The following is a 26046-nucleotide window of genomic DNA, read 5'->3' as shown; positions in this document are numbered from 1 at the left end:
ACATGCAGCCGCCGCCACGGCGCACTGCGGTGCGCCGTGGCGGGCCACTTTTAGTAGCGGTAGTGCTCCGGCTTGAACGGGCCGGCCACGTCCACGTCCAGGTACTCGGCCTGGTCCTTGGACAGCTCGGTGAGCTCAACACCCAGGGCACCGAGGTGCAGCCGCGCCACCTTCTCGTCCAGGATCTTGGGCAGCACGTAGACCTGGTTTTCGTATTCCCGCTCGCCTTCGGGCTGGTCCTTCTTGGTGAACAGTTCGATCTGGGCGATGGTCTGGTTGGCGAAGGAGTTGCTCATGACGAACGACGGGTGGCCGGTGGCGTTCCCCAGGTTCAGCAGGCGCCCTTCGGACAGGACGATGATGGACCGGGTGGCGTCCGCCGCGTCGCCGCCGAAGACCCATTCGTGGACCTGGGGCTTGATCTCGATTTTCCGGATGCCGGGGATCCGCGCGAGGCCTGCCATGTCGATTTCGTTGTCGAAGTGCCCGATGTTGCCCACGATGGCCTTGTTCTTCATGCCGGCCATGTGCTCGGCCATAATGACGTCCTTGTTGCCCGTGGTGGTGATGAAGATGTCGCCCTGGTCCAGCACGCTTTCCAGCCTGGCCACCTGGTACCCGTCCATGGCTGCCTGCAGCGCGCAGATGGGATCGATTTCGGTGACGATCACGCGCGCGCCCTGGCCACGGAGCGCCTCGGCGGCACCCTTGCCGACGTCGCCGTAACCACAGACGACGGCGACCTTACCGCCCATGAGGACATCGGTGGCCCGGTTGAGGCCGTCCGGCAGGGAATGGCGGATGCCGTACTTGTTGTCGAACTTGCTCTTCGTCACGGAGTCGTTGACGTTGATGGCCGGGAAGAGCAGCTTGCCCTGTTCGGCCAGCTGGTAGAGGCGGTGCACGCCCGTGGTGGTTTCCTCGCTGACGCCGTGGATGCCGGCGGCGAGCCGGGTCCACTTCTTCGGGTCCTCGGCCAGCGTCCGGCGCAGGACGTCAAGGACGATCCCATATTCTTCGGGGTCGTTGGCGGCGGCGGCCGGAACGGCGCCGGCCGCCTCAAACTCCACGCCGCGGTGCAGCAGCAGCGTGGCATCGCCGCCGTCGTCGAGAATCATGTTCGGGCCCAGCTCAGGGTTCGTGTCAGCACCGGGCCAGGTGAGGATCTGCTCGGCGGTCCACCAGTATTCCTCCAGCGTTTCGCCCTTCCAGGCAAACACGGGAACGCCCCGCGGGTCCTCCACTGTGCCGGTACCCACGACGACGGCGGCCGCGGCCTCATCTTGGGTGGAGAAGATGTTGCAGGAGGCCCAGCGGACCTCGGCGCCGAGTGCCGTGAGGGTCTCGATGAGCACTGCGGTCTGCACGGTCATGTGCAGCGACCCTGCGATCCTGGCACCCTTGAGGGGCTGGGTGGGTCCGAATTCCCGGCGCAGCGACATGAGCCCCGGCATCTCGTGCTCGGCGAGGCGGATCTGGTGGCGCCCGGCCTCGGCCAGGGAAATGTCGGCAACCTTGTAATCGAACGTCATGGGAATCCTTTGCTGTATCCGGCGTCTAGCCTTCTGCTGTGCTGGCTGGGTGTTAGGCGGTGGGGGCGGCCGCTGCCGGGCCGGCGTCGTGCTGGTCTGACCGGGCGGCCGTGGATGCGGCGCGGAGCTCCGGGGGAAGCAGCAGCGGGATGCCGTCTTCGATGGCGTACCGAAGCCGTTCGCCGCTCTCCGCCGCCGCCGTTGAGACGAGTTCCTCGCCCTCCTGGGTCAGAGCCGATCCGGTGACCGGGCAACGCAGAACGGACAACAGTTCAGGACTGATCTTTGGCATGGTGGATGCTCCCTGCTGGGCACAAGCGCTGTGGCTGACGGATTTCAGCTTCCAGCCTACCGCCAGTTCGGTATGAGGACGGTCGGTGCAGCCTAGGACGGTTCGCGCAGGACGCGCAGGTGGCCGCGGCGGGTGCCTTCGGTTGCGGCGGGCGCTTCGAGCGCCGAGTGGACGGCGCGCTGCCCCGGGGCCGGGGACGCAGGGCGGGACGCAGCCTCACGGACGGCGTCTGCCAGGGCGAGGAGGTCGTCCGGACCGGGCTGGGGCGGCTGCGAGGGCATGGCGAGGCGGAGCACTTCCCAGCCGCGCGGGACGGTGAGCGAATTGGCGTGCTGCTCGCAAAGGTCGTAGCAGTGCGGCTCGGCATAGGTTGCCAGCGGGCCGAGGACGGCGGTGGAGTCCGCATAGACGTACGTCAAAGTTGCCACCGCAGACTGGCGGCAGGCTGACCTGGAACACTGACGTATTGCACCCACGAAAACACAGAATACTCCGCCTCAGGCAGATTTCCCGACATTGACGAACGGCCCGCGCCACGGCAGCGCCGCTCCGGTCCGGTTATGTCGCACAAATCATTCGGCGGGTCTAAAGTCTGTATATGCAGTCATCGCACCATTCTTCGGGTTTCACGGTCCGGTTGGCTGACCCGGAAGCGCCCCGGGACGCCGACGGTGCTCCCGCTGGCCGGAGCTTTACCCAACGCCGGCGCAACCGGCACGGCCGCGGCCTCCGGGGCGAACTGTTGCTGCCCACACTCCCTGGCTACCGGAGCCGCTCGGACCGGTTTGACGAACTCGTCATGGACTCCGCCCAGCGGCTTCATGACATCTGGGGCAAGCCGCTCGACGGCGTCCGGTTCGCCGTCGACGAGATCCCGCCTAACCTGGAACAGCTGCTGGCAGACGGCCTGCCCGCTCCCTTGGGCTGCTACACCCCCGCCACCGACGACGAGGGCCCGACCATCACGCTGTACCGCCGCGTGGTTGAGCAGGCCTGCCCCGTCAAGGAGGAACTCCAGGATCTGGTACATGATGTGGTGGTGGAGCACACCGCCGAAATGCTGGGCGTCGCCCCGGAGACACTGGATCCGGTCTACCGCCGCCGCTACTAGGCCTGGCACCACCCACCTGCGGCCGGCTCCGGCCCCCGGCGGCGAGACCGCGCTAGTAGCCCAGCGTCACCGGCACTTTTTCCTGTCCTTCTGCGCCGGGGGCGATGGCCACGGTGGAGACATCGTTCCGGCCTTCCCGTTCCAGCAGCACCGTGCCGTACGCGGCTCCGCCAGAGGCGGACACCAGATAGCCGACGACGGCGGAGTCCCCGATCCGCCCGGCTGCCTTAAGGGTGGTGGTGGTCCCGGCGGCGATGTCCGCGGTAGCTGCCGTGCGGAGTTTCCCGTCCGCTGTAATGGGGGTATAGGAAATGGTGGCCCTGCCATCCAGGGCTCCGAAGACCAGCAGCCGCTCCCCGCCCTGGGGAAGAGGGACCACGTGCTGGCTGCCCAGCTGGGCCGTGGCGGGGGACCACGCGAAGTCCAGGCTCTGGCTGGCCTTGAGCCCCCGGCTCACCCGCGCGGCCGCCACGATGCTGACGTCCGATGTTGCCGAAACGGTGTAATGGCCGGCCGGAACGCCGGAGAGGGGGACCTCGGTAACGGTGCCTGCCTTGGCCGTGACAACGCCTCCTCCCGGGAGGGCCTGCTGGCCCGCGCGGCCAAAAAGCTTCACCTCCACCACGGCGTCCGACGGGCCGGGAACAGTGATCTGCAGCGACGGTCCGGCGTCCTCAAATCCGGATCCGCCGGTCAGTGACTTCACGTCCCCGGCGTCCTGGATGTCAATCCCTGTCATCACCTGGGACGGACCCGCGGAAGTCCCCGGCGCAATGAAATCCACGCCGCCGGAGGTCAGCCCGCGCAGCACGCTCTGCTGGATGAAGGCGCTGACGGGCCCACCCGTGCTCCGGACGTGAACACTCAGCCGTTCCTCCCCGGGAGCTAGGCCAGCCAGGATGATGGAGCGCGTCGACTTCGGCCCCACCAGCAGGCCGCGGCTGCCGGAGGCCTTGATCTGGCCGGTCTTCCCGTAAAGCTCGAGGTTCACCGTTGCAGGGTTGGTGGAGGCATTGGTGAGGTTGAGGACGCTGCTGCGGCCCACCGCGGTGTTGGCGCCGCCGAGCCAGAGGTCGTTCGAGGGCGTCTGGCAGGCGGCTGCCGCCGACCCCTGCAGGTCCCCGTCGGTTGCCGTGTAGGCCATGAGGGCTCCCGCCGCCGGCTGCCGGTTGGCCAGCGCATCCGCGGACAGCACGCTGACGTCGTCCACGGCTTCCCCTTCCACAACCCCGGCGAGGACTCCGGACGAGCCCGCTGGTGCCGTCGCCGAGCCGGGCGCCTTGGCGATCCGCCTCAGCTCGGACCCCTTCAGGGCGGACAGCGCGCTGCCGGGAAGGCTGCCGCCCGCCGAACTGACCACCGCTGCGGAAACGGCGCTCCTGGCCGTGGCGGATTCGGGGCTGAACTGGGGGTCGGTCCCGACCGGCGTTCCTTCGAGGAGCCGCGCCGGAGCCGGGCAGACGTCCTGGACGCTTCCCGCCGGCACAGCCGCTTCCGGAGCCTCCAGCGGCCTGGCTGCCGACGGCTGCGGCGCCAGGGCGGTTGCCGCAACAAGGCCTCCGCCGGCGGCGAGGATGGCCACACCGGAGAGCACTCCGGCCACGATGCCGCGGCGGCCGGCGATGCGGCTGGCACCGCTGGACCTGGTTTCTGAAGCGCGGGTTCCTGAAGCGCTGGCTCCGGAAGCTTTACTTCCCCGAGCGGTGCTTCGCGGAGCGCGGGTCCGCGGAACGGTGCCCCCAGTAGCCCCGGCTACCGGTCCGCTGCCCCGCTTCGCCGGCGTCCCGCCGTCGTTCTCTTCCTCATGCATTCTGGTATTCCTTACGCAGGGAGCCTTCGTCCCTGGACAGGCCCGTGTTGGGGCGCCGCGCCGGCATCGGGAGCGCCAGCAGGACCGTCAGGCCGATGACGGCGGCCTGGAGGATGCCGGACCAAAGCGCCCAGGGGCTTTCATAGCGGACTGTCACCTGGCCGGCCTGCGGAGGAAGCGTGAAGGCCTGCGACCAGCCGGAGGTGGTGGAGGTCAGTTTCCGGCCGTCAAGCCAGGCGGTCCAGCCGGGATCTGCCCGCTCGGCGAGCACCAGCAGCCGGCCTTCAGGGCCCTTGGGCACCGAGGCCTGGGCTCCGGTCAGGTCCGAGCGGACCAGCCCGATCGTGGCTCCCTTGCCGTCCACAATGCGTACACGGTGGGCGACATCGGCGGGCTGCAGGACGGCGTCATTCAGCGGTGTCACGCGCCAGAGCCAGCCCGAGTCCGTGGGACCCACGGCTGTCAGCCCGGGGACCGCGTCCATTCGGCTGGCGGTCAGCTGCGCCGCAGTGTCAGCGGCGCCCAGGACGACGAATCCGACGCCGAGACGCTCCAGTTCGGGCCGGGGGTCGACACCGCGGGCAGCCACCAGGGTGGCCACGCTGGTGCGCAGCGCCGCGGTGACCTCGTCGTCATCGCGGACCGACTCGTGTCCGGGGTTGCCCAGGATGTCCCGGGCGGCCGCGATGGTTGAGAGGCTGTCCAGCGTGGTGCCGCCTCCGTGCATAAGGGAGGCGCTGTATGTTCCGTCCTCGCCGGTGCTGATCAGCAGCGTCCGGGTCTGCTCCGGTCCCTCGCCGCGGTCCACAGCGGTGGCGGGCAGCATCCGCGGGTCTGTGGGACCCACGAGCCTGGGCACCCCGAGGTCTGCGGTGTCAGCGTGCATCGCTGCGTCGGCCGGCTGCACAACATTCTGCACCGCCCAGGCCGCCAGCCCGGCCAGCGGTCCGGCGAGCAGGAGCACCAGCGCCAGCGCCGCGGCACCGCGGGCCACGGCGGCGGACCGCGCTCCCCCGCTCCGGGACAGGTTGTCTGATCGGGAACCGGCAAGGGCCAGGAGGCCGTCGCCGCCGATGATGGCCGCTCCAAGCAGCCCGAACACGGCCGCGGAGACTGCCGGACCGGTGAACGGCACCACGAGGGCCTGTGGGCCCGCGGCGGTGGCGACATGGCCTGCCAGCCATCCGCCGGCCAGCACCACCAGCGCCGCGACCCAGAGGGCCCTGGCCACACGGCCGCGGCGGTCCGGGTGGATCCGGAGCGGAACAAAGAGCGCGGCAACGGCCAGCGCCAGGAGCGGGGCTCCGATCAGGAGGGCCAGCAGCAGAGCCCAGGGGACGGAGCCGCCGGAAAAGAGCGCCAGCCCGGAAAGACCGCCGGCCGGGTCGAAGCCGAGCGGCTGGCCCAGGATCTGCTGCCATACCGCAGCGGCCTCAAAGGGCAGCGGCAGTCCGGGGTCGGCCAGCAGGGCACGGGGCCGGTCAAGGGTGGACAGCGCAAACGGAACAAACAGCGCTGCGCTCGGCAGCAGAGCCCACCAGAGCGTGCGGCCGCGCTTGCCCAGCAGCAGGCTAAGGGCAATGATCACGACGGCGGCCGGCAGCAGGAGCGACGGCGCAGCGGCGGTGATGACCGCCAGTGCCAGCCCGGCGGCTGCGGCTGCCGTCCACGACGGCGTGCCGTTGACTCCGGGCTTGGCCGGCGGCTGGTCCGCCAGGCTGCCGGCCGGAACGGGGGCGAACCGGCCGCGTCCGAGGGCGGAACCGGTGGCCCGCAGCAGCGCCAGAACCAGCAGCGGCATCATGACGTGCACCAGCAGAGCACCGACGCGCCCCTGGTTGACAGCGACCTGCAGGGCGGGCGCCGCTGCCCAGACCAGCGCAGCCGCCAGCCGGAACCGGCGGTAGGAGGTCAGGGCGCCGGAGGCGAACCAGGCAGCCAGGCCGGAGAGCGGCATGGCCAGCAGCAGCAGCCAGATAACGGCGCCGTTCGCGTTGCCTCCGCCCAGCAGGCCGAGGATCCAGAGGACATAGCCGAAGGGGTCGCCGTGCCCCGGAAGTCCGGCGCCCAGTCCGATCCACCAGGTGGAGGCGTGGTGCCAGATGTCCTCCAGCCGGGCAGAGACGGGCAGGAGCGCGCCTCCGGCGGCAGCATCGGCCTGGAAAAGCGCGGCAAGGCCGGCGAAGGACGCCACGGTGGCGAGGATCACCGCCGCGACGGCACCGTTGCCCACCCAGCCCCGCTCGTTCGTCGACAGGGCTGCGAAGTCGTCCGTCGAGTCGCCGCTGGGCTGTTCCTCCAGCGGATCATTGCTGTCCTCGGAGGCACGGGCGTCGTCTGCGCCCAGTGCCTCCATCAGGGAGCGCCGGTGGCCCCACACTTCGCGCCTTTCGGTCTGCAGCGCTTTGACCACGGAGCGGCGGACACGGCGGGTGCGGGCAGCGTTGCGCCGCCCCCGGGCGAGGGCGGCAGGCCGGGCCAGGGCTGCGGCTGTTGCCAGGAGCTGCGAGAAACCGTATCCGGGATCCTTCACCGCGATGCTGAAGATCAGCCGAAGCAGGCTCCCGAACAGGGCGCCGACGGCGTGCAGCGGCAGCGCCCACAGCGGGGCGTGCTTGAGCCGCAGGTGCACCTGCGCCCGTCGCGCCGCCGATGCCGTACCAAGGGCATGCGGCCGCTGGGACACATGGAACATCCTCGCGCTGGGAACCACCACCACCCGGTGGCCGGCCAGCCGGTTCCGCCAGCAGAAGTCGACGTCGTCGCCCGTGCCGGGGAGAGCAGGGTCAAACCCTTTGAGGTGCTCCCAGATGTCGCGCCGGACCAGCATGCCGGCCGAGTTGACCGCGAAGGTGTCGGAACGGCCGTCGTATTGGCCCTGGTCCAGTTCGTCCGCCTCGATGAGCGTGAGCCGCTCGGCCCAGCGGCTGGTGGAAAGCCCGACGTCGATCAGGCGCCGCCTGGCGTTCCAGTCCAACTGCTTGCAGCCCGCGACTGTAACGGACGGGGCGCGCTCCACTGCATGCAGCAGTTCGGCCAGCGCTTCGGGGGCAGGTGCAGCGTCGTCGTGCAGCAGCCAGATCCACTCGGACCGGTCCCGCGTGCCCTTCAGGCTCCATGGAGCCAGGGCGGCGAGGCCGGCCCGCACTGCTGCACCCATCCCTGCCTTGCCGCCATTGACGGTGATGACATTGGCATCGCCGATGGCGCGCTGCAGGTGGGCAGCCGAATTGTCCTGTGAGCCGGTGTCCACCCCGATCACGGTGTCCGCGGGCCGGGTCTGTGCGGCCAGCGCTGATAGTGTCCTGGGCAGATAATCACTGCCGTTGTGGGCGACCACAACGGCAGTGACGTGTACTTCCTGAAGAATTAGACTGCTCGCTTCCTCAGCCGTCGGCGCTCACGCTCGGAGAGGCCACCCCAAATCCCGAATCGTTCATCATTGGCCAGGGCATACTCGAGGCACTGTGACCGCACGCTGCACGCTCCGCAGACTTTCTTGGCGTCCCGTGTGGAACCGCCTTTTTCCGGGAAGAAAGCCTCCGGATCGGTCTGGGCGCACAGAGCATCAGTCTGCCACCCGAGCTCGCCTTCGTCGTCGAAGTCCTGGCCCAGCGGCAAGCCGATCCACACCGGCTGCGCCAGCGTGGAGGATGCCGGGTTGCGGATCTCCATGGGCGGATCGAGTTCGTCGTCGTCCTGCTCCGGCTGTCCGGCCAGCAGCGACTGGTTCTGGAGGGCGTCGTGCTGGGCCAGGAAAGCTGTGGCCTGGTCCTGCAAAGAGGCAGACGTGTCCAGGTTGTACCGCTCTGCGGCGTCCGGATCAGCTGGATCTACATACCAGTCACTGGGTACCCCCCGAGACCTGTACTTTGCTGTGGCCTGGCCGGCCACAAGAGCATCATCATGCATACGCTCCGCTTGCCCCATGGCGTCCCCTCCTGAGTAGTGCGGCCCCCGGCCCGACGTTCAGGGACACAACGTGGTGTCCCTTAGAGTTCGCCGCGGCTTTTCGATATCTAATTACACGCGTGTAAGTAGGGCGAGTCAAGCCGCGACGGAATAATAATCAATGTCCGGGCCAATCGGCAGGCGCGCCACGCCCGGGAATTTTTTGCCCATGCCACCCGGCGCCCGTGCGGAATTTGACAGTAACCTTACTATCCCGCTGGGCGCGCGCACGATTCCGGCAATTGTGCCGTGAGCCGGAGCCTTAAGGCAAACGACGTTACAAACTGTTGTGCCGGAGATCACGTACGAAGCCGTGGCAAGATGAAGCCATGAACATCCCGGCCACTGATCTGATGACGGCCCTGCGCTCGGGCCACTCCACTTCCCCGCGCTTGACCTGGTACGGGCCCGACGCGGAGCGCGTGGAACTCTCCGGGCGCGTGCTGGACAACTGGGTCGCAAAGACCAGCAACCTGCTTCAGGACGAACTCGACGCCGAGCCCGGAATGCGGCTGCGGCTGGACCTTCCCGCGCACTGGAAATCCATGATCTGGGCCCTCGCCGCCTGGCAGCTGGGCATGGAGGTGGTGCTCGGATCCGGTGATGCGGATCTGCTCGCCACGTCCGAACCGGACGCCACCGGGGATGGGTTCGACGCCGTCATCGCCGTTCCGCTGCCGGCCCTGGCGATGCGGTGGCCCGGCGACTTGCCTGCCGGAGTGCTCGACTATGCCGCTGAGGTCCGGTCCCACGGTGACGTGTTCATGGCCCACAACGACCCCGACCCCGTATCTCCCGCGGTCCGGAACTCGGAAGGTGCAGCCGTCCGGCATGAAGCCCTCCTGGCGGAGTTTGCTGCGGGACACGAGCCGAGCGCGCGGCTACTGGTGCGCGCCGCCGACGGACTCGAGGCTGCCCTGGCCAACGCGCTGGGCGCGTGGAAGAACGACGGCTCGGTGGTCCTGGTCCACGGCGACGTGGAGCTGACGGACAAGCTTCTGGCTGCCGAGCGGATCCACGGCGACTGAGCTGGCTGGATCTGGCTGCTGGAACTAGCTTGGCCGGACGGGCCGCTCGGGTTCGTCCACGCCCGGTTCCATGACGCGCTCCGCCGGCTGGGCGGAGTGGTGGTGGACCTCGATGATCTCGTGGTCGTGCGAGAACTCCGGCTCCTGGTCCAGTTCCTGGTTGAACACGAGGAACCGGTAGGCAAAGAAGCGGACCACCGTGGCGACCAGAATGCCCACCACGCCCGCGGCGAAGAGCATGTTCTTGTCCGTGACGCCCAGCGAGTACTTCGCCAGGGCCGTGAACCCGGTGGAGATGCCGATGCCGATGCCATTGATGAGGATGAACATCAGGAATTCACGCAGGACGTTGGCCTGGCGGCGGTGCCGGAACGTCCAGAGACGGTTGGCGATCCAGGAAAACACGGTGGCGACGGTGGCACCCACAAAACGGGCCTTGGCCTCGCTGTCCGTCATGGGCCCGTGCATCAGGTAGTAAGTCAGGCCGTTGTCAATGACAAACGCCACACCGCCCACGGCACCGAACTTCGCCACCTCGCGCCAGAAAAGCGAGGCGAGTCCCCGGATGCGCTCTGCAAGTGTGTTAATCATGACCCTCCGTGGCCGTCTGAATAGTGGGGGCCGATGGGCCAAGCTCCCATTTTAGCGCCGTTTGCCGGGAGTAACCTCAAAGCGCCCCGCGCTGGACGGTCCTATCAGCAGCTGCGCCACCAAAATCGGGCGACTCCGGGACCTTCACAGCCATGAAAGACGGCAACCGCGCTCCTTTTCTGTAGGCTGGAAGATGTGACTTTTCCAGTAATCGGCGTGGTTGGCGGCGGCCAGCTTGCGCGCATGATGGCCCCTGCCGCCACTGCCCTGGGCTTTGAACTCCGTGTTTTGGCTGAGGGCGAAGACGTATCCGCGGTCTCCGCTGTCCCCAATGCCCCCGTGGGCGACTACAAGGACCTCGCGGCCCTGATGGAGTTCTCCAAGGGCCTGGACGTGATGACCTTTGACCACGAACACGTTCCGGGCGATCACCTCTATGCCCTGATCGAAGCCGGAGTGAACGTCCAGCCCGGCCCGGACGCGCTGGTCAACGCCCAGGACAAGCTGGTCATGCGCGCGGCCATCGACCGCCTCGAACTGCCCAACCCCGAGTGGGCCGCAGTGGACGACGTCGCCGGCCTGGTCAGCTTCGGGGACCGGATCGGCTGGCCCGTGGTGCTCAAGACCCCGCGCGGCGGCTACGACGGAAAGGGCGTGCGCATCGTCGGCTCCCCGGAGGAAGCCGCGGAAACCGCCGACTGGTTCGAGGCCATGAGCCCGCTCCTCGCCGAGGCCAAGGTGGAGTTCAGCCGCGAGCTCTCTGCGCTCGTGGCCCGCACCCCCGACGGGGCGTCCCGTGCCTGGCCCGTGGTCCACACCATCCAGGTGGACGGCGTCTGCGACGAAGTAATCGCACCGGCACAGAACATTTCCGTTGAGGTGGCTGCCGCCGCCGAAGAGGCTGCCCTCCGGATCGCCAATGAACTCGGCGTCACTGGCGTCATGGCCGTAGAGATGTTCGAGACGCCGGGCACCGGCGCCGGATTCCTGATCAACGAATTGGCGATGCGCCCCCACAACACCGGACACTGGACACAGGACGGCTCCGTCACCAGCCAGTTCGAACAGCACCTGCGGGCTGTCCTGAACCTGCCGCTCGGTGCGACCGACGTCCTGGGTCAGGTTGCCGTGATGAAGAACTTCCTGGGCGGCGACAACCAGGACCTCTTCTCCGCGTTCCCCACCGCACTGGCGGCGGAACCGGCCGCCAAGGTCCACTGCTACGGCAAGTCCGTGCGGCCGGGCCGGAAGATCGGCCACGTGAACCTGGTGGGCGCGTCCGCCGCGGACGTCGACTCCCTCCGGCAGCGCGCCACCACCGTGGCAAACATCATCCGTGACGGCAGACTGCCGGCCGCGGCAACAGGCACCACCGAGGAGACCCCATGAGCCCCGTATCCGATGCAGCACCGGAAACCGGCGCCCCCTCTCCCCTCGTAGGCCTCGTCATGGGCTCGGATTCAGACTGGCCCGTCATGGAGGCGGCGGCTGACGCCCTGGCCGAGTTCGGCATTCCGTTCGAGGCGGATGTTGTCTCCGCCCACCGCATGCCCACGGAGATGATCCGCTACGGGCAGACGGCCCATGAGCGCGGCCTCCGTGTGATCATTGCCGGCGCCGGCGGTGCCGCGCACCTTCCCGGCATGCTCGCTTCCGTCACTCCCCTGCCCGTGATCGGCGTTCCGGTCCCGCTGAAGACACTGGACGGCATGGATTCCCTGCTCTCGATCGTGCAAATGCCCGCCGGGGTTCCGGTGGCCACGGTCTCCATCGCCGGGGCCCGGAACGCGGGCCTGCTCGCGGTCCGCATGCTGGCTTCCGGCACCGACGACCTCTCCGCCCGCCTCCGCACGGAGCTTTTGGACTTCGCCCAGGAACTCAACGACGTGGCCAGCCGAAAAGGCGCCAACCTCCGCCAGAAAGTCAACGAAGTCTTCTCCGACGCAAATGTGGCTCTCCGGAGCAGCCGATAGGGATCTGCCATGTCCAATAACGAACTGCCGTCCCAGGGCCTCCTGACGGATCCCGTCCGTTACCCGTCGAGTGCCGCAGAACCTGTGCGGACCAAGCGCGCGTTCCTGCTGATCCTGCTCACGCTGCTGGTGCCCGGCAGCGCGCAGATCGTGGCCGGGGACCGCAAGATCGGCCGGATCGCCCTGCGCGTGACGCTGGGCGCCTGGCTGCTCGCGGTCATTGCCCTGGTACTGCTGTTCACCAACCGGACCCTGCTGATCAACATCATCACCAATCCGGCGGCCTCGCTGCTCATAGTCCTGGTCCTTGCCGCGCTGGCGGTGGGCTGGCTGGTGCTGTTCGTGAACACCCTGCGGCTCATCCGGCCGGTGCTGCTGCCCGCCCGGATGAGGCCCGCCGTCGTAATTGCGCTTGTTCTGGCCATGGTGGTGAGCAGCGGATCGCTGGGCTACGCCGCCTACCTGCTCAATGTCAGCCGGAATGCGATCGGCAGCATCTTCAACGCCGGACCGGCCATTGACCCCGTCGACGGCCGCTACAACTTCCTGATGATGGGCGGCGACGCGGGTGCCGACCGCACCGGACGCCGCCCGGACAGCCTGTCCGTGCTCAGCGTCGATGCCAAGTCCGGCCAGACCGCCATCATCTCGGTGCCGCGAAACCTGCAGAACGCTCAGTTCAGCGAGGGTTCGCCCATGCGGCAGATCTATCCCGAGGGCTACAACTGTGGCGACGAATGCCTCATCAACGCCATCAACACCGAGGTCACGAACGAACACAAGGACCTCTACCCTGGCGTTGCCGACCCCGGAGCGCAGGCAACGCTGGAAGCGGTGTCCGGCACTCTCGGCATCACGGTGCAGGCCTATGTGCTGGTGGACATGGACGGCTTCGCGAAGCTTATCGATGCGATGGGCGGCATCAGGATCAAGGCCGGCGGCTGGGTGCCCATCAGCGGGCCGATGGTCGATGAGGCCAACGGCATCCACGGCATGCCCGACGGCTGGATTCCGGCCGGCGACCAGAAGCTGGACGGATATCACGCCCTCTGGTACGGCCGGTCCCGAGAGTTCGTGGACGATTACGCCCGGATCGCGCGGCAGCAGTGCGTTCAGCAGGCCATGCTGAAACAGCTGGACCCCGCCACCCTGCTGGCAAAGTTCGAGGACATCGCCAACGCCGGCACCAAGGTGGTTGATTCCAACATCTCCTCCAGCCAGCTCGGCAGCTTTGTGGATCTGGCCATGAAGGCCAAGGGCACGGACGTCAAGAGGCTTACCATCGGGCCTCCGGACTTCGACGCGTCCTTCTCCACGGTGCCTGACTTCGGGCAGATCCATGACCGCGTCAGGAAGCTGCTCGCTTCCGCCAGCTCCGAATCGTCGCCTGCCGCAGCGGCGGACTCCGGGCTCCAGGACGCTGTTCTGCAGCCGAGTTCCGTGCCGGGCAGCGGGCTCTCCGCGGCGGGCCTTCCGGCCACCACCCCCTCACCGTCACCCTCGTCGTCGGACTTCACCCCGGTGACCACCACCCCTGAGGGGGAACCGATCACGGAGCAGATGCTGAACCAGTTCAAGCGCGAGGGCAACGAGCAAGCCATCCGCGACCTCGTGGCCACCAACGGCCAGTGCGCTGCCCTCTAAGCCTTTAGCTTCACCTGCTGCAAGAGAGAAGGACACCTGGCTTTGTACGAAATCGACAACGTCCTCCGGCCGTATGCCTGGGGATCGACGACGGCGATCGCCGGCCTGCTCGGCCGGCCGGCGTCGGGCGGACCGGAAGCTGAGCTGTGGATCGGCGCGCACCCTGACTCGCCGTCGGTGGCCAGCCGGCCGGACGGCACGACGGCACCGCTGAACGCGCTCATCGGCGAGGACCCGGAACACTTTCTGGGATCCGAGTCGGTGGCCGAATTCGGGCCGCGCCTGCCGTTCCTGGCCAAGATCCTCGCCGCGGCCAAGCCGCTGTCGCTTCAGGTGCACCCGAGCCTTGACCAGGCGAAAGCCGGTTTCGCGCGCGAGAATGCCGCCGGCGTGCCGGCCGACGCTGCGCACCGCAATTACCGGGACGACAACCACAAGCCGGAAATGATCTTCGCGTTGACCCCGTTCGATGCGCTGTGCGGTTTCCGTGCGCCGGAGAAGTCCCGCGACATCTTCCTCCACCTGGCAGGATGCCTGGAGCTCCCGGGCAACGGGGTGCCGCAGCTTTTAAAGGACGTCATCGAGGACCTCTCGCAACCCGACGAGGCCACGGCGCTGAGGTCCGCGTTCGAACGGCTGATCGCCGGGGGCGGGGCGGTCCAGGAAGCCACGTCCCGCGTGGTTGACGTGCTGGCGTCGGGTGCGCCCATGGCGCCCTACCAGCAGGAGCTTTCCACGGTGCTGAGCCTTCACGGGGAGTACCCCGCCGACCCCGGCGTCCTGATCTCCCTGCTGCTGAACCGGCTGTCGCTGGAGCCGGGCGAAGCGGTGTACCTGCCTGCCGGAAACGTGCACGCCTACCTGCACGGCCTCGGCGTCGAGGTGATGGCATCCTCGGACAACGTGCTCCGCGGCGGGCTGACGCCCAAGTTCATCGACATTCCCGAGCTGCTGAACACCATCGCCTTCGAATCGGTGGGCGTCCCCATGCTGCGGCCGGAGACCTCCGGGCTCGGGCAGGAACTGTACTGCCCGCCGTTCCGCGAGTTCCAGCTCCAGCGGATCGAACTGCTGCCGGAGGGCGAACCCGTTCCGCTGGCACAGTCGGGCGCCGCGGTGGTGATTGTCGTGGCCGGGACGGTGATCCTTGACTCGCCGAAGGGCGACCTGCAGCTGAACCGCGGCGCGAGCGCCTTCCTGCCGGCCGCCGACGCGCCCGTCAACGTCCATCCCGTGTCCGGGGCCCTGGAGAACGCCGTGGCCTTCGCCGTGACCACCTCGATGAAGGCCTGAACGCCGTGGAGTACTTCCTGCAAACGAAGGCCTGGGAGGATTTCCAGAAGTCGCTGGGACGCCGCGTGCACCGGCAATCCGGTCCCGGCTGGAGCTTCCTGGCCATCGAGGAAAAGAACCCCGCGGGCAAGGTCCTGTACGCGCCTTACGGCCCGGTGGCCGGGTCGGTCGAGGCGTTCGACGCCGCGCTGGCGGCGCTCCGGGGCCTGGCGGCGTCCTGCGGCGCCGTCTTCATCCGGATCGAGCCGGTTTCTGCCGGCCTGGACCCTTCGAGTGCGCCGGATGCCCTGCGGAGCCGGGGCCTGCAGCCTGCCCCGGTGAACCAGCAGCCCGAACTCAGCTGGATCGTGGACCTGGACCGGGACTTCAAGGAGGTCCTGGCGGAGATGAAGCCGGTCAACCGCAACCTGTACCGGAACATCCACAAGAAGGGCGTGACGTTCCGCTCCACGCAGGACCCTGAAGACATCCGCGTGCTCCTGAACTTCCTCCATATGACGGCGCGGCGGAACGGCTTCAAACCGCAGAGCGACGAGTACCTGACGCAGGTGGCCGAGTCCCTCATGCCCGCTGGCGCCGCGACGCTGTTCATCGCCGACCTGCACGGCGGTCCGGTGGCGGCAGCGCTGGCCTACGATTCGGCGGACACCCGGACGTACGCCCACGCGGCCATGGATGACACCCACCGCAAGCTCAGCGCAGGCATCCCCCTCCTGGTGACGCTCATGGCCGATGCCCAGGAGAAGGGCCTGAAGCACGTGGACCTGTGGGGCGTGGCCCCGGCCGGGGAGCCTGACCACAAGTGGGCAGGGTTCACCGCATTCAAGAAGTCGTTCGGCGGGCGCGAGATCGCCTACCCCGGAACCTGGGACCTGCCCGTCAACCGGCCCCGCTACGCGGCCTACCAGGTGGCGCGTAAGCTCCGCGACGGCATCAAGGCCCTCATCAAGCGCCCCACCCGCTGAGCGCGAACGAACACTTGGGTCCCACCCGCTGAGCACTTGGCCCCGCCGCCCGGAAATGTCCGGGCCGCAAGTGTACGTTCGCGCTCCACTCGGAGACTCCACCTGTGGATAACGTCCAACGTGCCCTTCTGCGGGTGCAAACTGAAGCATGGGTCTCTCGCCGCTTCCCCCTGACTTACTCGGAGGATCATTCACTTCATCCCACGCCGCTGCATCCGGGGTTTCGCGGCGGCGCCAACGGAAGCCTGACGTGGCCATTCCCTCACGCGGGGTTCGCGTCTCACTGCAGGGGAATGCGACAACTCCGGCGAATTTGCGTGCCTACACTGCGCTGGATGACTCGTCGATCCTCACCCATCACTCCGGCGCCCGCATCTGGGAGTTTGGCCTTCCCGGCTGGATGCAGGAGGACTGGAGGATCCATGTTGCGCGTAACCGAAACGGAAGTCAGCCGCGCCGGCGAAATGTGGTCGGTCACCGGATGACGTTCAAACCCGGCGAGGTAGTGACGCACGACGGCGTCCGGGTTACCTCGCCAGCCAGGACGTGGCTGGATCTCGCCGGTCTTCTCAGTGTTGATGAGCTGATCGCCGCGGGAGACTCGGTGGTTGTTGCCCACGGGCCAGAATTTCCGAAGCCAAGGACTCCGTTGGCCACCATCGATGACCTCCGGCGAATGGTCGCCTCGCATCCTGGCATGCGCGGCGTGAAGACCGCGCGCTTGGCGCTTCCCGAGATCCGCGTCGGATCCGATTCTCCGCAGGAAACAAAGATGCGGCTGGCCCTGGCTCGAACGAAACTCGGCGAACCGGTGTTAAATCATGTGATCCACAGCAGCTGGGGCCAGCCTGCGGTGTGGCCGGACGCCGCCTATCCGCTACACCGCCTGGCGCTGCAGTACGACGGCGGGCACCATTCGGATCCGGACCAGGCCGCGCGTGACCGGAGGCGCAAGGAGACCACCGAGCGCCTCGGCTGGACGGAGCTCAGAATTTTCAAAGATGACGTCGACGGCGATAAGCCGTTTGTCCTCGAGAAGGTCAGGGCGACGATTCTGGGTCAGCAGCGTCGTCGGGCGTCGGGAACCTGAACGTCGACTGCACGCAAAAAGAGCGTGAATGCACACTTGAGCCCCGGATCCGTGACGGATGCGGGGCTCAAGTGTTCGTTCGCGCTGGGGAAGCCGGGGGGCTAGTTCTTGCGGGCGTAGCCTTCCCACTTGCTGGCCTGGTGCTCGCCGTCCACGAAGCGGATGGTGCCGGACTTGGAGCGCATGACGATCGACTGCGTCAGGACCTTGTCCTTGGAGTAGCGCACGCCCTTGAGGAGGTCGCCGTCCGTGATGCCGGTGGCGGCGAAGTAGCAGTTGTCGCTGGTGACGAGATCGTTGGTGGAGAGGACCCGCTCGAGGTCGTGGCCGGCGTCGATCGCCTTCTGCTTCTCGTCATCGCTCGTGGGCCACAGCCGGCCCTGGATCACGCCGCCCAGGGACTTTATGGCGCAGGCCGCCACGATGCCTTCCGGGGTTCCACCGATGCCCATCAGGGCATCGACGCCGGTGCCGGAGCGGGCAGCCGCAATGGCGCCAGCAACGTCGCCGTCCATGATGAACTTGGTGCGCGCACCGGCGTCGCGGATCTCCTCGACCAGCGGGCGGTGGCGGTCACGGTCCAGGATCATGACGTTGAGCTGGTTGACCTTCACGCCCTTGGCCTTGGCGATCAGGTGCAGGTTCTGCTTGACGGGCAAACGCAGGTCCACCATGTCGGCGGCTTCAGGCCCGGTGACCAGCTTTTCCATGTAGAACACGGCGGAGGGGTCGAACATGGAGCCGCGCTCGGCGACGGCCAGGACGGCCAGGGCGTTGTTGATGCCCAGTGCGGTCAGGCGGGTTCCGTCGATGGGGTCGACGGCGACGTCGCACTCGGGACCGGTGCCGTCACCAACCTGTTCGCCGTTGAACAGCATCGGAGCTTCGTCCTTTTCGCCTTCACCGATGACCACTACGCCATTGAAGTGGACGGTCTGAAGGAAGGAACGCATCGCGTCGACGGCGGCGCCGTCCGCCTTGTTCTTGTCGCCGAAGCCAACCCAGTGGCCGCCGGCGATGGCCGCCGCTTCAGTCACGCGGACAAGTTCAAGGGCGAGGTTGCGGTCCGGCTCGTCAGTTCCGACGGCGAGCGACGGGGAAAGCGTTGAGTACTTCTGGGTAATGGACGCTGGTGACACGTGAACCTCTTCTTCGAGTGGCGATCTTTGGACCCGCCAGGCCTGAGTCGACCATCGCGGCGATTCCTCTGTAACTGATCATAGTCGCCACCGCGGGGCCCGGGTGTGGGATGACTACGCCTCGTAACGGACGGCCGGCCTCACCGCCGCCGGCATCGAATGTGAGTTCGGACCCTGCATGGGCGACTATAGAAGGGTGAGTGATATGCAGGACCAGTCCGCCCCCTCGAGCCGCGTGCAGGCTCCCGCCCCCTCCCCTTCGTCGGCCGGCCAGCCCGTCAAGCCCGTAATTCCCGCGGCCGCCGCGAAACGGGCCAACGCCTCGGTGATCGGAATGATCATCGCCCTGCTGGTGAGCGTCGCGGCGTTCCTGCCGATCGTCCTGATGAACCCGTCCCCGAAGTCGGACGGCTTCCGCCCCAACATCGACGTCAGCGCCATAGCCTCGAACGCTGCGGGTGTGGCGGGATTCACACCGGTGGCCCCCGCGGCGGGCGACACATTCCACCCGAACTACGCCCGCTGGGCGGCGGCCAGCGGCACCGGCGTCGCGGCCTGGGAGGTCGGCTACATCACCCCGAAGGAAAAATTCATCGGTCTGACGCAGACCGGCAAGGCCAACCCCAGCTGGCTCGTGCAGCAGACCAAGAACGCCCCCGTCACCGGCACGCGCAACGCCGGCGGCAAGGAGTGGGAACTCCATGACACGGGCAAGGGCGAGAAGAGCATGGTGCTCGCCTACCGCGGAACTACCGTGGTCCTGGCCGGCGACGCCCAACTGGAGGAATTCGCAGTCCTGGCTGCCGCCGTCGTCAAATCCCTGGAAAGTAACCCCGCTGTCACGGTTTCCCCTTCGGCGAGCCCCGCACCGTAAGGTGGGGCCGTGACCACTTACCTGACTCCTGCCCTGGCCTGGCGCCGTCTGCGCGAAGGCAACGAACGCTTCGTTAACAGTGAATCCTCGCACCCGAACCAGGACGCCTCCCGGCGCTCATCCCTGGTGGAAACCCAGCATCCCTTTGCGGTGATCTTCGGCTGCTCCGATTCACGGCTCGCGGCCGAGATCATTTTCGACGTCGGGCTCGGCGACGTCTTCGTCGTCCGGACCGCGGGCCAAGTCATTGACGACGCCGTCCTCGGCTCGCTGGAGTACAGCATCGGCGTGCTGGGCGTGCCGCTGATCGTGGTCCTCGGCCATGACAGTTGCGGAGCGGTCACCGCCACGAAGTCCGCCGTCGAAACCGGCCAGATGCCGGCCGGCTTCATCCGCGACCTCGTCGAGCGCATCACGCCGTCGGTCCTGACCTCGCTCCGCAACGACCAGACGGAGGTCAACGACATGGTGGTGGAGCACGTCAAGCAGACCTCGCACCGCCTCGTGGACAGCTCCCGTGTGATTTCGGACGCAATCGAGTCGGGCCGGGCCGCCGTGATCGGGCTCTCCTACAGCCTCGCGGACGGCCACGCGGAGCTTGTTTCCGGAATCGGCGAGCTCTAGAAGCAGCCTGAAGACGCCCGGGCCGGCCGCCTGTAGCAAGCCGTTCACGGTTTTCGATGCGGTGCCCGGGCGTCCTAAGCTAGCCCCATGACTTCCACTGAAGAGTTCCGCATTGAACATGACACGATGGGCGAAGTCCGCGTCCCCGTGAACGCCCTGTACCGCGCGCAGACGCAACGTGCAGTCGAGAACTTCCCGATCTCCGGAAAAACCCTGGAACGTGCGCACATTGAGGCGCTGGCCCGGGTCAAGAAGGCCGCTGCCCAGGCCAACGCTGAACTGGGTGTGCTCGACGGCGAGCTGGCCAAGGCGATCGCGGAAGCTGCCGACGAGGTGGCTACGGGCAAGTACGACGGCGACTTCCCCATCGACGTTTTCCAGACCGGCTCCGGCACGTCCTCGAACATGAACACCAACGAGGTCCTCGCCGAACTGGCTACGCGCGCCCTGAAGGCTGCCGGCAGTGACAAGGTGGTCCACCCCAACGACCACGTCAACGCCTCGCAGTCCTCGAACGACGTGTTCCCCACCTCCGTCCACGTTGCCGCCACCTCGGCCCTGATCAACGACCTCATTCCGGCCCTCGGCTACCTCGCCGAATCGCTGGAGCGCAAGGCCGTTGAGTTCAAGGACGTCGTCAAGTCCGGCCGCACGCACCTCATGGACGCCACCCCGGTCACCCTGGGCCAGGAGTTCGGCGGCTACGCCGCGCAGGTCCGCTACGGCATCGAGCGCATCAACGCCGCGCTCCCCCGCGTGGCCGAAGTTCCCCTCGGCGGCACCGCCGTGGGCACCGGCATCAACACCCCGGCAGGCTTCCCGGAGCGCGTCATCGAGCTGCTCGCCACGGACACCGGCCTGCCGCTGACCGAGGCCCGTGACCACTTCGAGGCCCAGGCCAACCGCGACGGCCTCATCGAAGCCTCCAGCCAGCTGCGCAACATTGCCATCTCCTTCATGAAGATCAACAATGACCTGCGCTGGATGGGCTCCGGCCCCAACACCGGCCTCGGCGAGATCGCCATTCCGGACCTGCAGCCGGGCTCGTCCATCATGCCGGGCAAGGTCAACCCCGTCATCTGCGAAGCGTCCATCATGGTGTGCGCCCAGGTCATCGGCAACGACACCGCTATCGCCTGGTCCGGCACCAACGGCGCCTTCGAACTGAACGTCGGCATCCCGGTCATGGCCGCGAACCTGCTCGAGTCCGTCCGCCTGCTGGCCAACACCAGCCGCGTCATGGCGGACAAGATGATCGACGGCATCACCGCCAACGTCGAGCGCGCCCGCTTCCTCGCCGAGGCTTCGCCGTCCATCGTCACCCCGCTGAACAAGTACATCGGATACGAAAACGCCGCCAAGATCGCCAAGACCGCCGTCAAGGAGGGCCTGACCGTCCGGCAGGCCACCGAGAAGCTCGGCTTCGTCGGTGAAGGCGAAGGCAAGGTTTCCGAGGCTGACCTGGACAAGGCATTGGACGTCACCACCATGACGGCTCCGGCCCACAAGGCCTAACCTCTCAAGAAGTACGACGGCGGCCGCCCACCTTCCCAGCGAAGGCGGGCGGCCGCCGTCGTTGGCTTTGGAGTTTTCGTCCAGATGTCGCGACTTGGAGGCCTCCGAAGTCGCGACATGTGGACAAAAACTCGCCCCCTAGGGGATGGCTGCGACCGCGTCGATTTCGACCAGGAAGTCCCCCAGGAACGACCCGACGGTTGTCCGTGCCGGGTAGGGGGCCTCGACGAGTTCCTGGTAGGTGGCGTTGAAGCCCGGGAAGTCACGGCCCGGGTGGTGAAGATGGACGGTGGCCTTCACCACGTGGGAGAAGTCCAGTCCGTGCGCGTTCAGGACGGCGGCCAGGTTTTTCATGGCCTGCACTGTCTGCTCTTCGATGGTGGTGCCGACAGTTTCGTCGGTGACGGGGTCGTGGGGTGTCTGTCCCGCGGTGAAGAGGAAACCGTTGGCGACGATGGCCTGGGAGTAGGGCCCGGCGGGGGCCGGCGCGAGGTCTGTGCTGACCTGTTCTCGGAGCATTTGTCTGTTCCTTTCTGATGGCCGGGTGGTATGGCCGGCCTGGATGATGATGTTCAGAGGACCTTGATGTTTAGAGGACCTTGGAAAGGAAGGCCTGGGTGCGTTCGTGCTGCGGGGCGCCAAGGACCTGCGCCGGGGCTCCGCTTTCGACGACGACTCCCTGGTCCATGAACACCACTTGGTCGCTGACCTGGCGGGCGAAGCCGAGTTCATGGGTGACGACCACCATGGTCATCCCGGCCTCGGCGAGGGACTTCATGACGTCGAGAACCTCGCCGACGAGTTCCGGGTCGAGCGCGGAGGTGGGCTCGTCGAAGAGCAGGAGCTTGGGCTTCATAGCCAGCGCCCGCGCGATCGCGATCCGCTGTTGCTGCCCGCCGGAGAGTTCCTGCGGGTAGGACTGTCCGCGGTTCCCGAGCCCGACGCGTTCCAGCAGAACCTGCGCCTCGGCGGCCACCTCGGCGCGCGGGCGGCCGAGCACGTGGACGGGGCCTTCCACGATGTTCTCAAGCACGGTCATGTGCGGGAACAGGTTGAACCGCTGGAAAACCATTCCCGCGTTGAGCCGTGACCGGGCCGTCTGGCGCTCCTTCATTTCATAGAGCCGCCCGTTGCGCTCCGTGTAGCCGACGAGGTGTTCATCCACGTACAGGCGCCCGGCGTCGACCTTTTCCAGGTGGTTAATGCAGCGGAGGAAAGTGGTCTTCCCGGAGCCGGACGGGCCGATGAGGCAGGTTACCGAGCCACGTTCGACCCTCAAATCGATGCCCTTGAGGATTTCCGTTGAGCCGAAGCTCTTGCGGACTCCCCGGGCTTCCACCATTGCGGTGCTCATCATGCTGTCCTTGTCTGTGATTGGGGCTGCGACCGCCTCTGTGAACGGCGGGGCCGGCGCGGCGCGGCGTCGAAGCCGCGGCCGTAGCGTCGTTCAAGTTTTGTTTGGAAGAAGCTCAGGACGGTTGTCATGAGCAGGTACCAGAGGCTGGCGACGATGAGCAGCGGGATCGTCTGGTAATTGTTGGCGTAGATGATTTGGGCCGAGTAGAGCAGGTCCGAGATGGCCAGGACGCTGACCAGGGCCGTGCCTTTGAGCATGGAAATGACCTGGTTGCCGGTCGGCGGCAGCACCACGCGCATGGCTTGGGGCAGGATGACGCGACGCATGAGCTTTCCGCCGTCCATTCCGAGGGCCCTGGCAGCGTCGTACTGTCCCTTGTCCACCGACCCGATGCCTCCCCGGATAATCTCTGCCATGTAGGCGGCCTCGTTCAGGGACAGTCCCAGCAGCGCGGCGGCCAGCGGGGAGATGAGGACGTTCGCCGAGCCAAGGACCAGTGCGGGACCGCCAAAGGGAAGACCGAAGGCAACGACGGGATACAGGGCGGCAATGTTGTACCAAAAGATCAACTGCACGAGCAGTGGGGTGCCGCGGAAGAACCAGATGTAGCCACGGCTGATGGTGCTCAGGATTGGGTTCGCTGAGAGCCGCATGACCGCCAGGACGGTGCCCAGTGCGATGCCCGCGGTCATGGACACGACGGTGAGGAGGATGGTCAGACCGGCACCGGCGATGATCTGCGGGGCGACGATGTAGGAAATGACCACGTCCCAGTGATACCGCTCGTTCACCGCCACATCCCATGCGGCGCTGAACGCGGCGAGGATGAGGACGACGGCGATGGCCAGCCGCACCGGGTGCCGGAGCGGCACCACCGGAATGGAATCGGCCGGCGCCGGCGAAGGCTGTGTCCTGGTGTCCTGGATAGAGTGTTGTTGCATGATGTTCACCTTCTATTGGGCGAAATTGACGCGGGCGTCGGTGATGGCGCTGGATTCAAGCCCGTACTTCCCGAGCACCTTGCGGTAGGAGTCGCTCTTGATCACCCCGGTGAGCGCCGCGGACACGGCATTGACCAGGCCGGAGTCCTTCGGCATGCCTATCCCGACCGGTGTGAAATCGTATTTTGCGGCGATTTCGATTTGGGCGTTCTGCGTGGCCGCGTAGTTCAGGATGGGTGAATCGGCCAGGACGGCGTCCAGCCGCCCGCTGGTAAGGGCCGAGATTGCCTGCCGCGTATCCTGGAACTCGCTTCTCTGGATGGTGTCTTTGCCGCCCGCGGTACAGGCCTGGTCGTACTCGGGGACATTGACGGCAAGCTGGTACGACCCCGTCAGGAGGCCGACTTTCCGGCCGCACAGGGCGTGTTGATCGCTGATTCCCTGTGGGTTGCCCTTGGCAACCGCAATGGAATTGCCCGCTTGCATGTAGTCAACGAAATCCAGGACCTCCATGCGCTTGGCTGTGGGAGTCATCGAGGAGACGGTCAGGTCGTATCGGCCCGCGGCCATCCCGGGGATGATGGAGTCAAAGTTGGCGACCTGGATCTCCACTTTGACCCCCAGGGCCTGCCCAAGGAGGCGGGCGACGTCGGGGTTGGTTCCCGTCATTTCCTGGGTGCCCTCCCGGTAAAACTGCGTGGGGGGCTCGTTGGTGGGGATCGCCACCCGCAGCACCTTGGTCGATTTGACCGGTTCGGGGAGCAGCCGCGCAGCACCTTCGTTGACGGCAAGGGCCGGGACGCCGGTGTCCTGCCCGGCGCCCTCGCCCGCGGAAGCGGAAGAGGTTGTGGAGGGCGAGCAGGCGGTCGCGGCCAGCAGCAACGCTGCAGTCACGACGGCGGCGGGCAGGCCCGGCCGGGGGCGCCGGGCCCGTGCCGTGCCAGTGCGAGTTTTCATCACGGGGTGCTCATTTCTTCGAAGGCCAACCGGGCCTGCGGGCTTTCACTGGGAGATGTGCGGGAGAAGGCCTCGCTGCTGTGCCGGATGAGCTCACGGCCTTCTGTGCGGAGCTCCCGGATGGTGGAAACGCCCAGCAGCATCATGGTGCGTGTCATGTCGGCTGCGAGCATCCTGAGCACATGGGCTACTCCGGCCTGGCCGGCTGCTGCCAGGCCGTAAAGATACGGCCGGCCGATGGAACAGGCGTCCGCGCCCAGGGCGAGCGCCTTGACAATGTCGGATCCCCGGCGGATGCCGCCGTCGACAATGATCTCAAGCCGGCCCTCCACCCTGCCGACGATGTCCGGTAGCACGTCCAGTGGCGAGGCCATGTGATCCAGCTGGCGCCCGCCGTGGTTGCTGACCTGGATGGCGTCGATGCCGATCTCGGCGGCCAGGACGGCGTCGTTGGGGTTGACCACTCCCTTGAGGATGATGGGGCCGTTCCAGCGGGTCCGCAGATCCCGGATGTCATCCCAGTCGGTCGGTTCGTACGAACCGGCCAGCAGTGTCCGCCACATGTCAGGGGTGCTCGAAAGCTCACCGTCCGGGATTTCCGCGTCCAGGTTGGGGAACGCAATGGCGTCGTGGGCCAGGAATCCGAAGGCCCACCGGGGGTGCAGCGCCCCCTCCACAACCGTTTTGACCTTGATGGAGGGCGGTGCGGTGAATCCGTTCCGGTAGTCCCGCTCACGGTGGCCGATGGCCCGGCAGTCGACGTTCACCAGGAGGGCTTCGTAGCCTGCCCTTGCTGCCCTGTCCAGGACTGCCTGAAGTTCCACCTTGTCCGCCATGGGTTCGATATTGAACCACCGGCGGAGTCCGGGGGCTGCGGCACTCACGCGTTCCATGGGCGTAGTGCTCAGATGCGCCAGCCCGTACGGGACACCGGCCTCAAAGGCTGCGCGGGCGGCTGCACTCTCGCCTTCGGGGTGGAACAGCCTGGTCCCGCCAGTTGGGGCGAGGGTCAGCGGCATGGCTACCCGGCCACCCAGCAGAGTCGAGCTGAGATCGAGGTTGCCCACCGATCCCCACTTCGGGAGGAAGGACCACTCGTCGAAGGATGACCGGTTCCGCCGAAGGGAAGCCTCATCCTCACTGCCGCCCTCAATGTAATCAAAAATGCTTCCGGGAAGTCGCTTGGCGGCCATCTTCCTCATATCCTCGACGCTGAAGCCGCGCCGGGACAGGCGCTCGGCCGTGGACCCGGCAGGCCCCTGCACCGAGGCGAGGGCCTTGATGTCCTTGAACTTCATAATCCATCCTTTTGGTTTTCGTTCGGGAATGCCCTGTCGCTTCCTTCCCCTATGGTGACCC

General features: G+C 67.0%; 24 protein-coding genes. 11 read left to right on the top strand and 13 right to left on the bottom strand.

Annotated elements, in window-relative coordinates; translation table 11 throughout:
- Positions 1-50: 50 nt before the first annotated feature.
- The 3 genes from ahcY to LFT45_RS07160 form a co-directional block, all read right to left on the bottom strand.
- Positions 51-1532, bottom strand: a complete 1482-nt coding sequence (gene ahcY / locus LFT45_RS07170; RefSeq protein ID WP_236807703.1) for an adenosylhomocysteinase — start codon at positions 1530-1532, stop codon at positions 51-53.
- A 52-nt stretch (positions 1533-1584) separates the two neighbouring features.
- Entirely contained in the window at positions 1585-1824 is a 240-nt protein-coding gene (locus tag LFT45_RS07165) for a Trm112 family protein (protein WP_236807702.1), read from the bottom strand.
- A 92-nt stretch (positions 1825-1916) separates the two neighbouring features.
- Positions 1917-2300, bottom strand: a complete 384-nt coding sequence (locus LFT45_RS07160) for a DUF3499 domain-containing protein (protein WP_236807701.1) — start codon at positions 2298-2300, stop codon at positions 1917-1919.
- 122 nt (positions 2301-2422) lie between these two features.
- Here LFT45_RS07160 and LFT45_RS07155 point away from each other — a divergent pair, with 122 nt between their 5' ends.
- On the top strand, positions 2423-2935 hold the full coding sequence (locus LFT45_RS07155; RefSeq protein WP_236807700.1) for a metallopeptidase family protein: 513 nt from the start codon (positions 2423-2425) through the stop codon (positions 2933-2935).
- A 52-nt stretch (positions 2936-2987) separates the two neighbouring features.
- Here the strand turns inward: LFT45_RS07155 and LFT45_RS07150 are convergent, their stop codons facing one another.
- Genes LFT45_RS07150 through LFT45_RS07140 form a run of 3 tightly spaced genes read right to left on the bottom strand, consistent with a single transcriptional unit; the run spans position 2988 to position 8675 of the window.
- Positions 2988-4745: a DUF5719 family protein gene (locus LFT45_RS07150; protein WP_236807699.1), complete on the bottom strand. Its 1758-nt coding sequence runs from the start codon at positions 4743-4745 to the stop codon at positions 2988-2990.
- A complete protein-coding gene (locus LFT45_RS07145) occupies positions 4738-8085 on the bottom strand; it encodes a glycosyltransferase family 2 protein (RefSeq protein ID WP_236807698.1) in 3348 nt (1115 codons plus the stop codon). The genes LFT45_RS07150 and LFT45_RS07145 overlap by 8 nt, the downstream gene beginning before the upstream one ends.
- A gap of 29 nt (positions 8086-8114) precedes the next feature.
- The gene (locus LFT45_RS07140; RefSeq protein ID WP_236807697.1) at positions 8115-8675 is read right to left on the bottom strand and encodes a WhiB family transcriptional regulator; all 561 of its coding nucleotides are present in this window, start codon (positions 8673-8675) and stop codon (positions 8115-8117) included.
- A 350-nt stretch (positions 8676-9025) separates the two neighbouring features.
- On the opposite strand from LFT45_RS07140, the gene LFT45_RS07135 reads away from it, so the two are divergent.
- Entirely contained in the window at positions 9026-9724 is a 699-nt protein-coding gene (locus tag LFT45_RS07135; RefSeq protein WP_236807696.1) for a TIGR03089 family protein, read from the top strand.
- Positions 9725-9748: 24 nt separating this feature from the next.
- On the opposite strand, the gene LFT45_RS07130 is transcribed toward LFT45_RS07135, so the two are convergent.
- Complete coding sequence (locus LFT45_RS07130; RefSeq protein WP_236807695.1) at positions 9749-10315, bottom strand: GtrA family protein; 567 nt, start codon at positions 10313-10315, stop codon at positions 9749-9751.
- Between the two features lie 243 nt (positions 10316-10558).
- On the opposite strand from LFT45_RS07130, the gene LFT45_RS07125 reads away from it, so the two are divergent.
- The 6 genes from LFT45_RS07125 (at position 10559) to LFT45_RS07100 (ending at position 17280) form a co-directional block, all read left to right on the top strand.
- The gene (locus LFT45_RS07125; protein WP_236809091.1) at positions 10559-11704 is read left to right on the top strand and encodes a 5-(carboxyamino)imidazole ribonucleotide synthase; all 1146 of its coding nucleotides are present in this window, start codon (positions 10559-10561) and stop codon (positions 11702-11704) included.
- A complete protein-coding gene (gene purE / locus LFT45_RS07120) occupies positions 11701-12288 on the top strand; it encodes a 5-(carboxyamino)imidazole ribonucleotide mutase (protein WP_236807694.1) in 588 nt (195 codons plus the stop codon). Before LFT45_RS07125 ends, purE begins: the two co-directional genes overlap by 4 nt.
- A gap of 9 nt (positions 12289-12297) precedes the next feature.
- The gene (locus tag LFT45_RS07115; protein ID WP_236807693.1) at positions 12298-13932 is read left to right on the top strand and encodes an LCP family protein; all 1635 of its coding nucleotides are present in this window, start codon (positions 12298-12300) and stop codon (positions 13930-13932) included.
- Positions 13933-13974: 42 nt separating this feature from the next.
- A complete protein-coding gene (gene manA / locus LFT45_RS07110; protein ID WP_236807692.1) occupies positions 13975-15225 on the top strand; it encodes a mannose-6-phosphate isomerase, class I in 1251 nt (416 codons plus the stop codon).
- A gap of 5 nt (positions 15226-15230) precedes the next feature.
- Positions 15231-16190: a lipid II:glycine glycyltransferase FemX gene (locus LFT45_RS07105; RefSeq protein WP_236807691.1), complete on the top strand. Its 960-nt coding sequence runs from the start codon at positions 15231-15233 to the stop codon at positions 16188-16190.
- A gap of 250 nt (positions 16191-16440) precedes the next feature.
- Positions 16441-17280: an endonuclease domain-containing protein gene (locus tag LFT45_RS07100; RefSeq protein ID WP_236807690.1), complete on the top strand. Its 840-nt coding sequence runs from the start codon at positions 16441-16443 to the stop codon at positions 17278-17280.
- Between the two features lie 101 nt (positions 17281-17381).
- Here LFT45_RS07100 and glpX read toward each other — a convergent pair whose 3' ends face one another.
- Positions 17382-18419, bottom strand: a complete 1038-nt coding sequence (gene glpX / locus LFT45_RS07095; protein ID WP_236807689.1) for a class II fructose-bisphosphatase — start codon at positions 18417-18419, stop codon at positions 17382-17384.
- Positions 18420-18624: 205 nt separating this feature from the next.
- On the opposite strand from glpX, the gene LFT45_RS07090 reads away from it, so the two are divergent.
- The 3 genes from LFT45_RS07090 to LFT45_RS07080 all read left to right on the top strand — a co-directional run bounded on the left by LFT45_RS07090 (position 18625) and on the right by LFT45_RS07080 (position 21432).
- On the top strand, positions 18625-19293 hold the full coding sequence (locus LFT45_RS07090) for a DUF4245 domain-containing protein (RefSeq protein WP_236809088.1): 669 nt from the start codon (positions 18625-18627) through the stop codon (positions 19291-19293).
- Positions 19294-19302: 9 nt separating this feature from the next.
- On the top strand, positions 19303-19917 hold the full coding sequence (locus LFT45_RS07085) for a carbonic anhydrase (RefSeq protein WP_236807688.1): 615 nt from the start codon (positions 19303-19305) through the stop codon (positions 19915-19917).
- A gap of 87 nt (positions 19918-20004) precedes the next feature.
- Positions 20005-21432 (top strand): class II fumarate hydratase, encoded by a 1428-nt coding sequence (locus tag LFT45_RS07080; RefSeq protein ID WP_111904113.1) that lies wholly within the window; start codon positions 20005-20007, stop codon positions 21430-21432.
- A 138-nt stretch (positions 21433-21570) separates the two neighbouring features.
- Here LFT45_RS07080 and LFT45_RS07075 read toward each other — a convergent pair whose 3' ends face one another.
- The 5 genes from LFT45_RS07075 to LFT45_RS07055 form a co-directional block, all read right to left on the bottom strand.
- The gene (locus LFT45_RS07075) at positions 21571-21951 is read right to left on the bottom strand and encodes a RidA family protein (RefSeq protein WP_236807687.1); all 381 of its coding nucleotides are present in this window, start codon (positions 21949-21951) and stop codon (positions 21571-21573) included.
- Between the two features lie 70 nt (positions 21952-22021).
- Positions 22022-22786: an amino acid ABC transporter ATP-binding protein gene (locus tag LFT45_RS07070; protein ID WP_272912782.1), complete on the bottom strand. Its 765-nt coding sequence runs from the start codon at positions 22784-22786 to the stop codon at positions 22022-22024.
- On the bottom strand, positions 22786-23730 hold the full coding sequence (locus LFT45_RS07065; RefSeq protein WP_236807686.1) for an amino acid ABC transporter permease: 945 nt from the start codon (positions 23728-23730) through the stop codon (positions 22786-22788). The genes LFT45_RS07070 and LFT45_RS07065 overlap by 1 nt, the downstream gene beginning before the upstream one ends.
- A gap of 12 nt (positions 23731-23742) precedes the next feature.
- Complete coding sequence (locus tag LFT45_RS07060) at positions 23743-24687, bottom strand: ABC transporter substrate-binding protein (RefSeq protein WP_236807685.1); 945 nt, start codon at positions 24685-24687, stop codon at positions 23743-23745.
- The gene (locus tag LFT45_RS07055) at positions 24687-25985 is read right to left on the bottom strand and encodes an alpha-hydroxy acid oxidase (RefSeq protein WP_236807684.1); all 1299 of its coding nucleotides are present in this window, start codon (positions 25983-25985) and stop codon (positions 24687-24689) included. Before LFT45_RS07055 ends, LFT45_RS07060 begins: the two co-directional genes overlap by 1 nt.
- Positions 25986-26046 lie beyond the last annotated feature (61 nt).

Source organism: Arthrobacter sp. FW305-BF8 (assembly GCF_021789315.1).
Lineage (GTDB): Bacteria > Actinomycetota > Actinomycetes > Actinomycetales > Micrococcaceae > Arthrobacter.
Note: the sequence above shows the minus strand (reverse complement) of the source record. Positions and strands in the feature narration are given on the sequence as shown.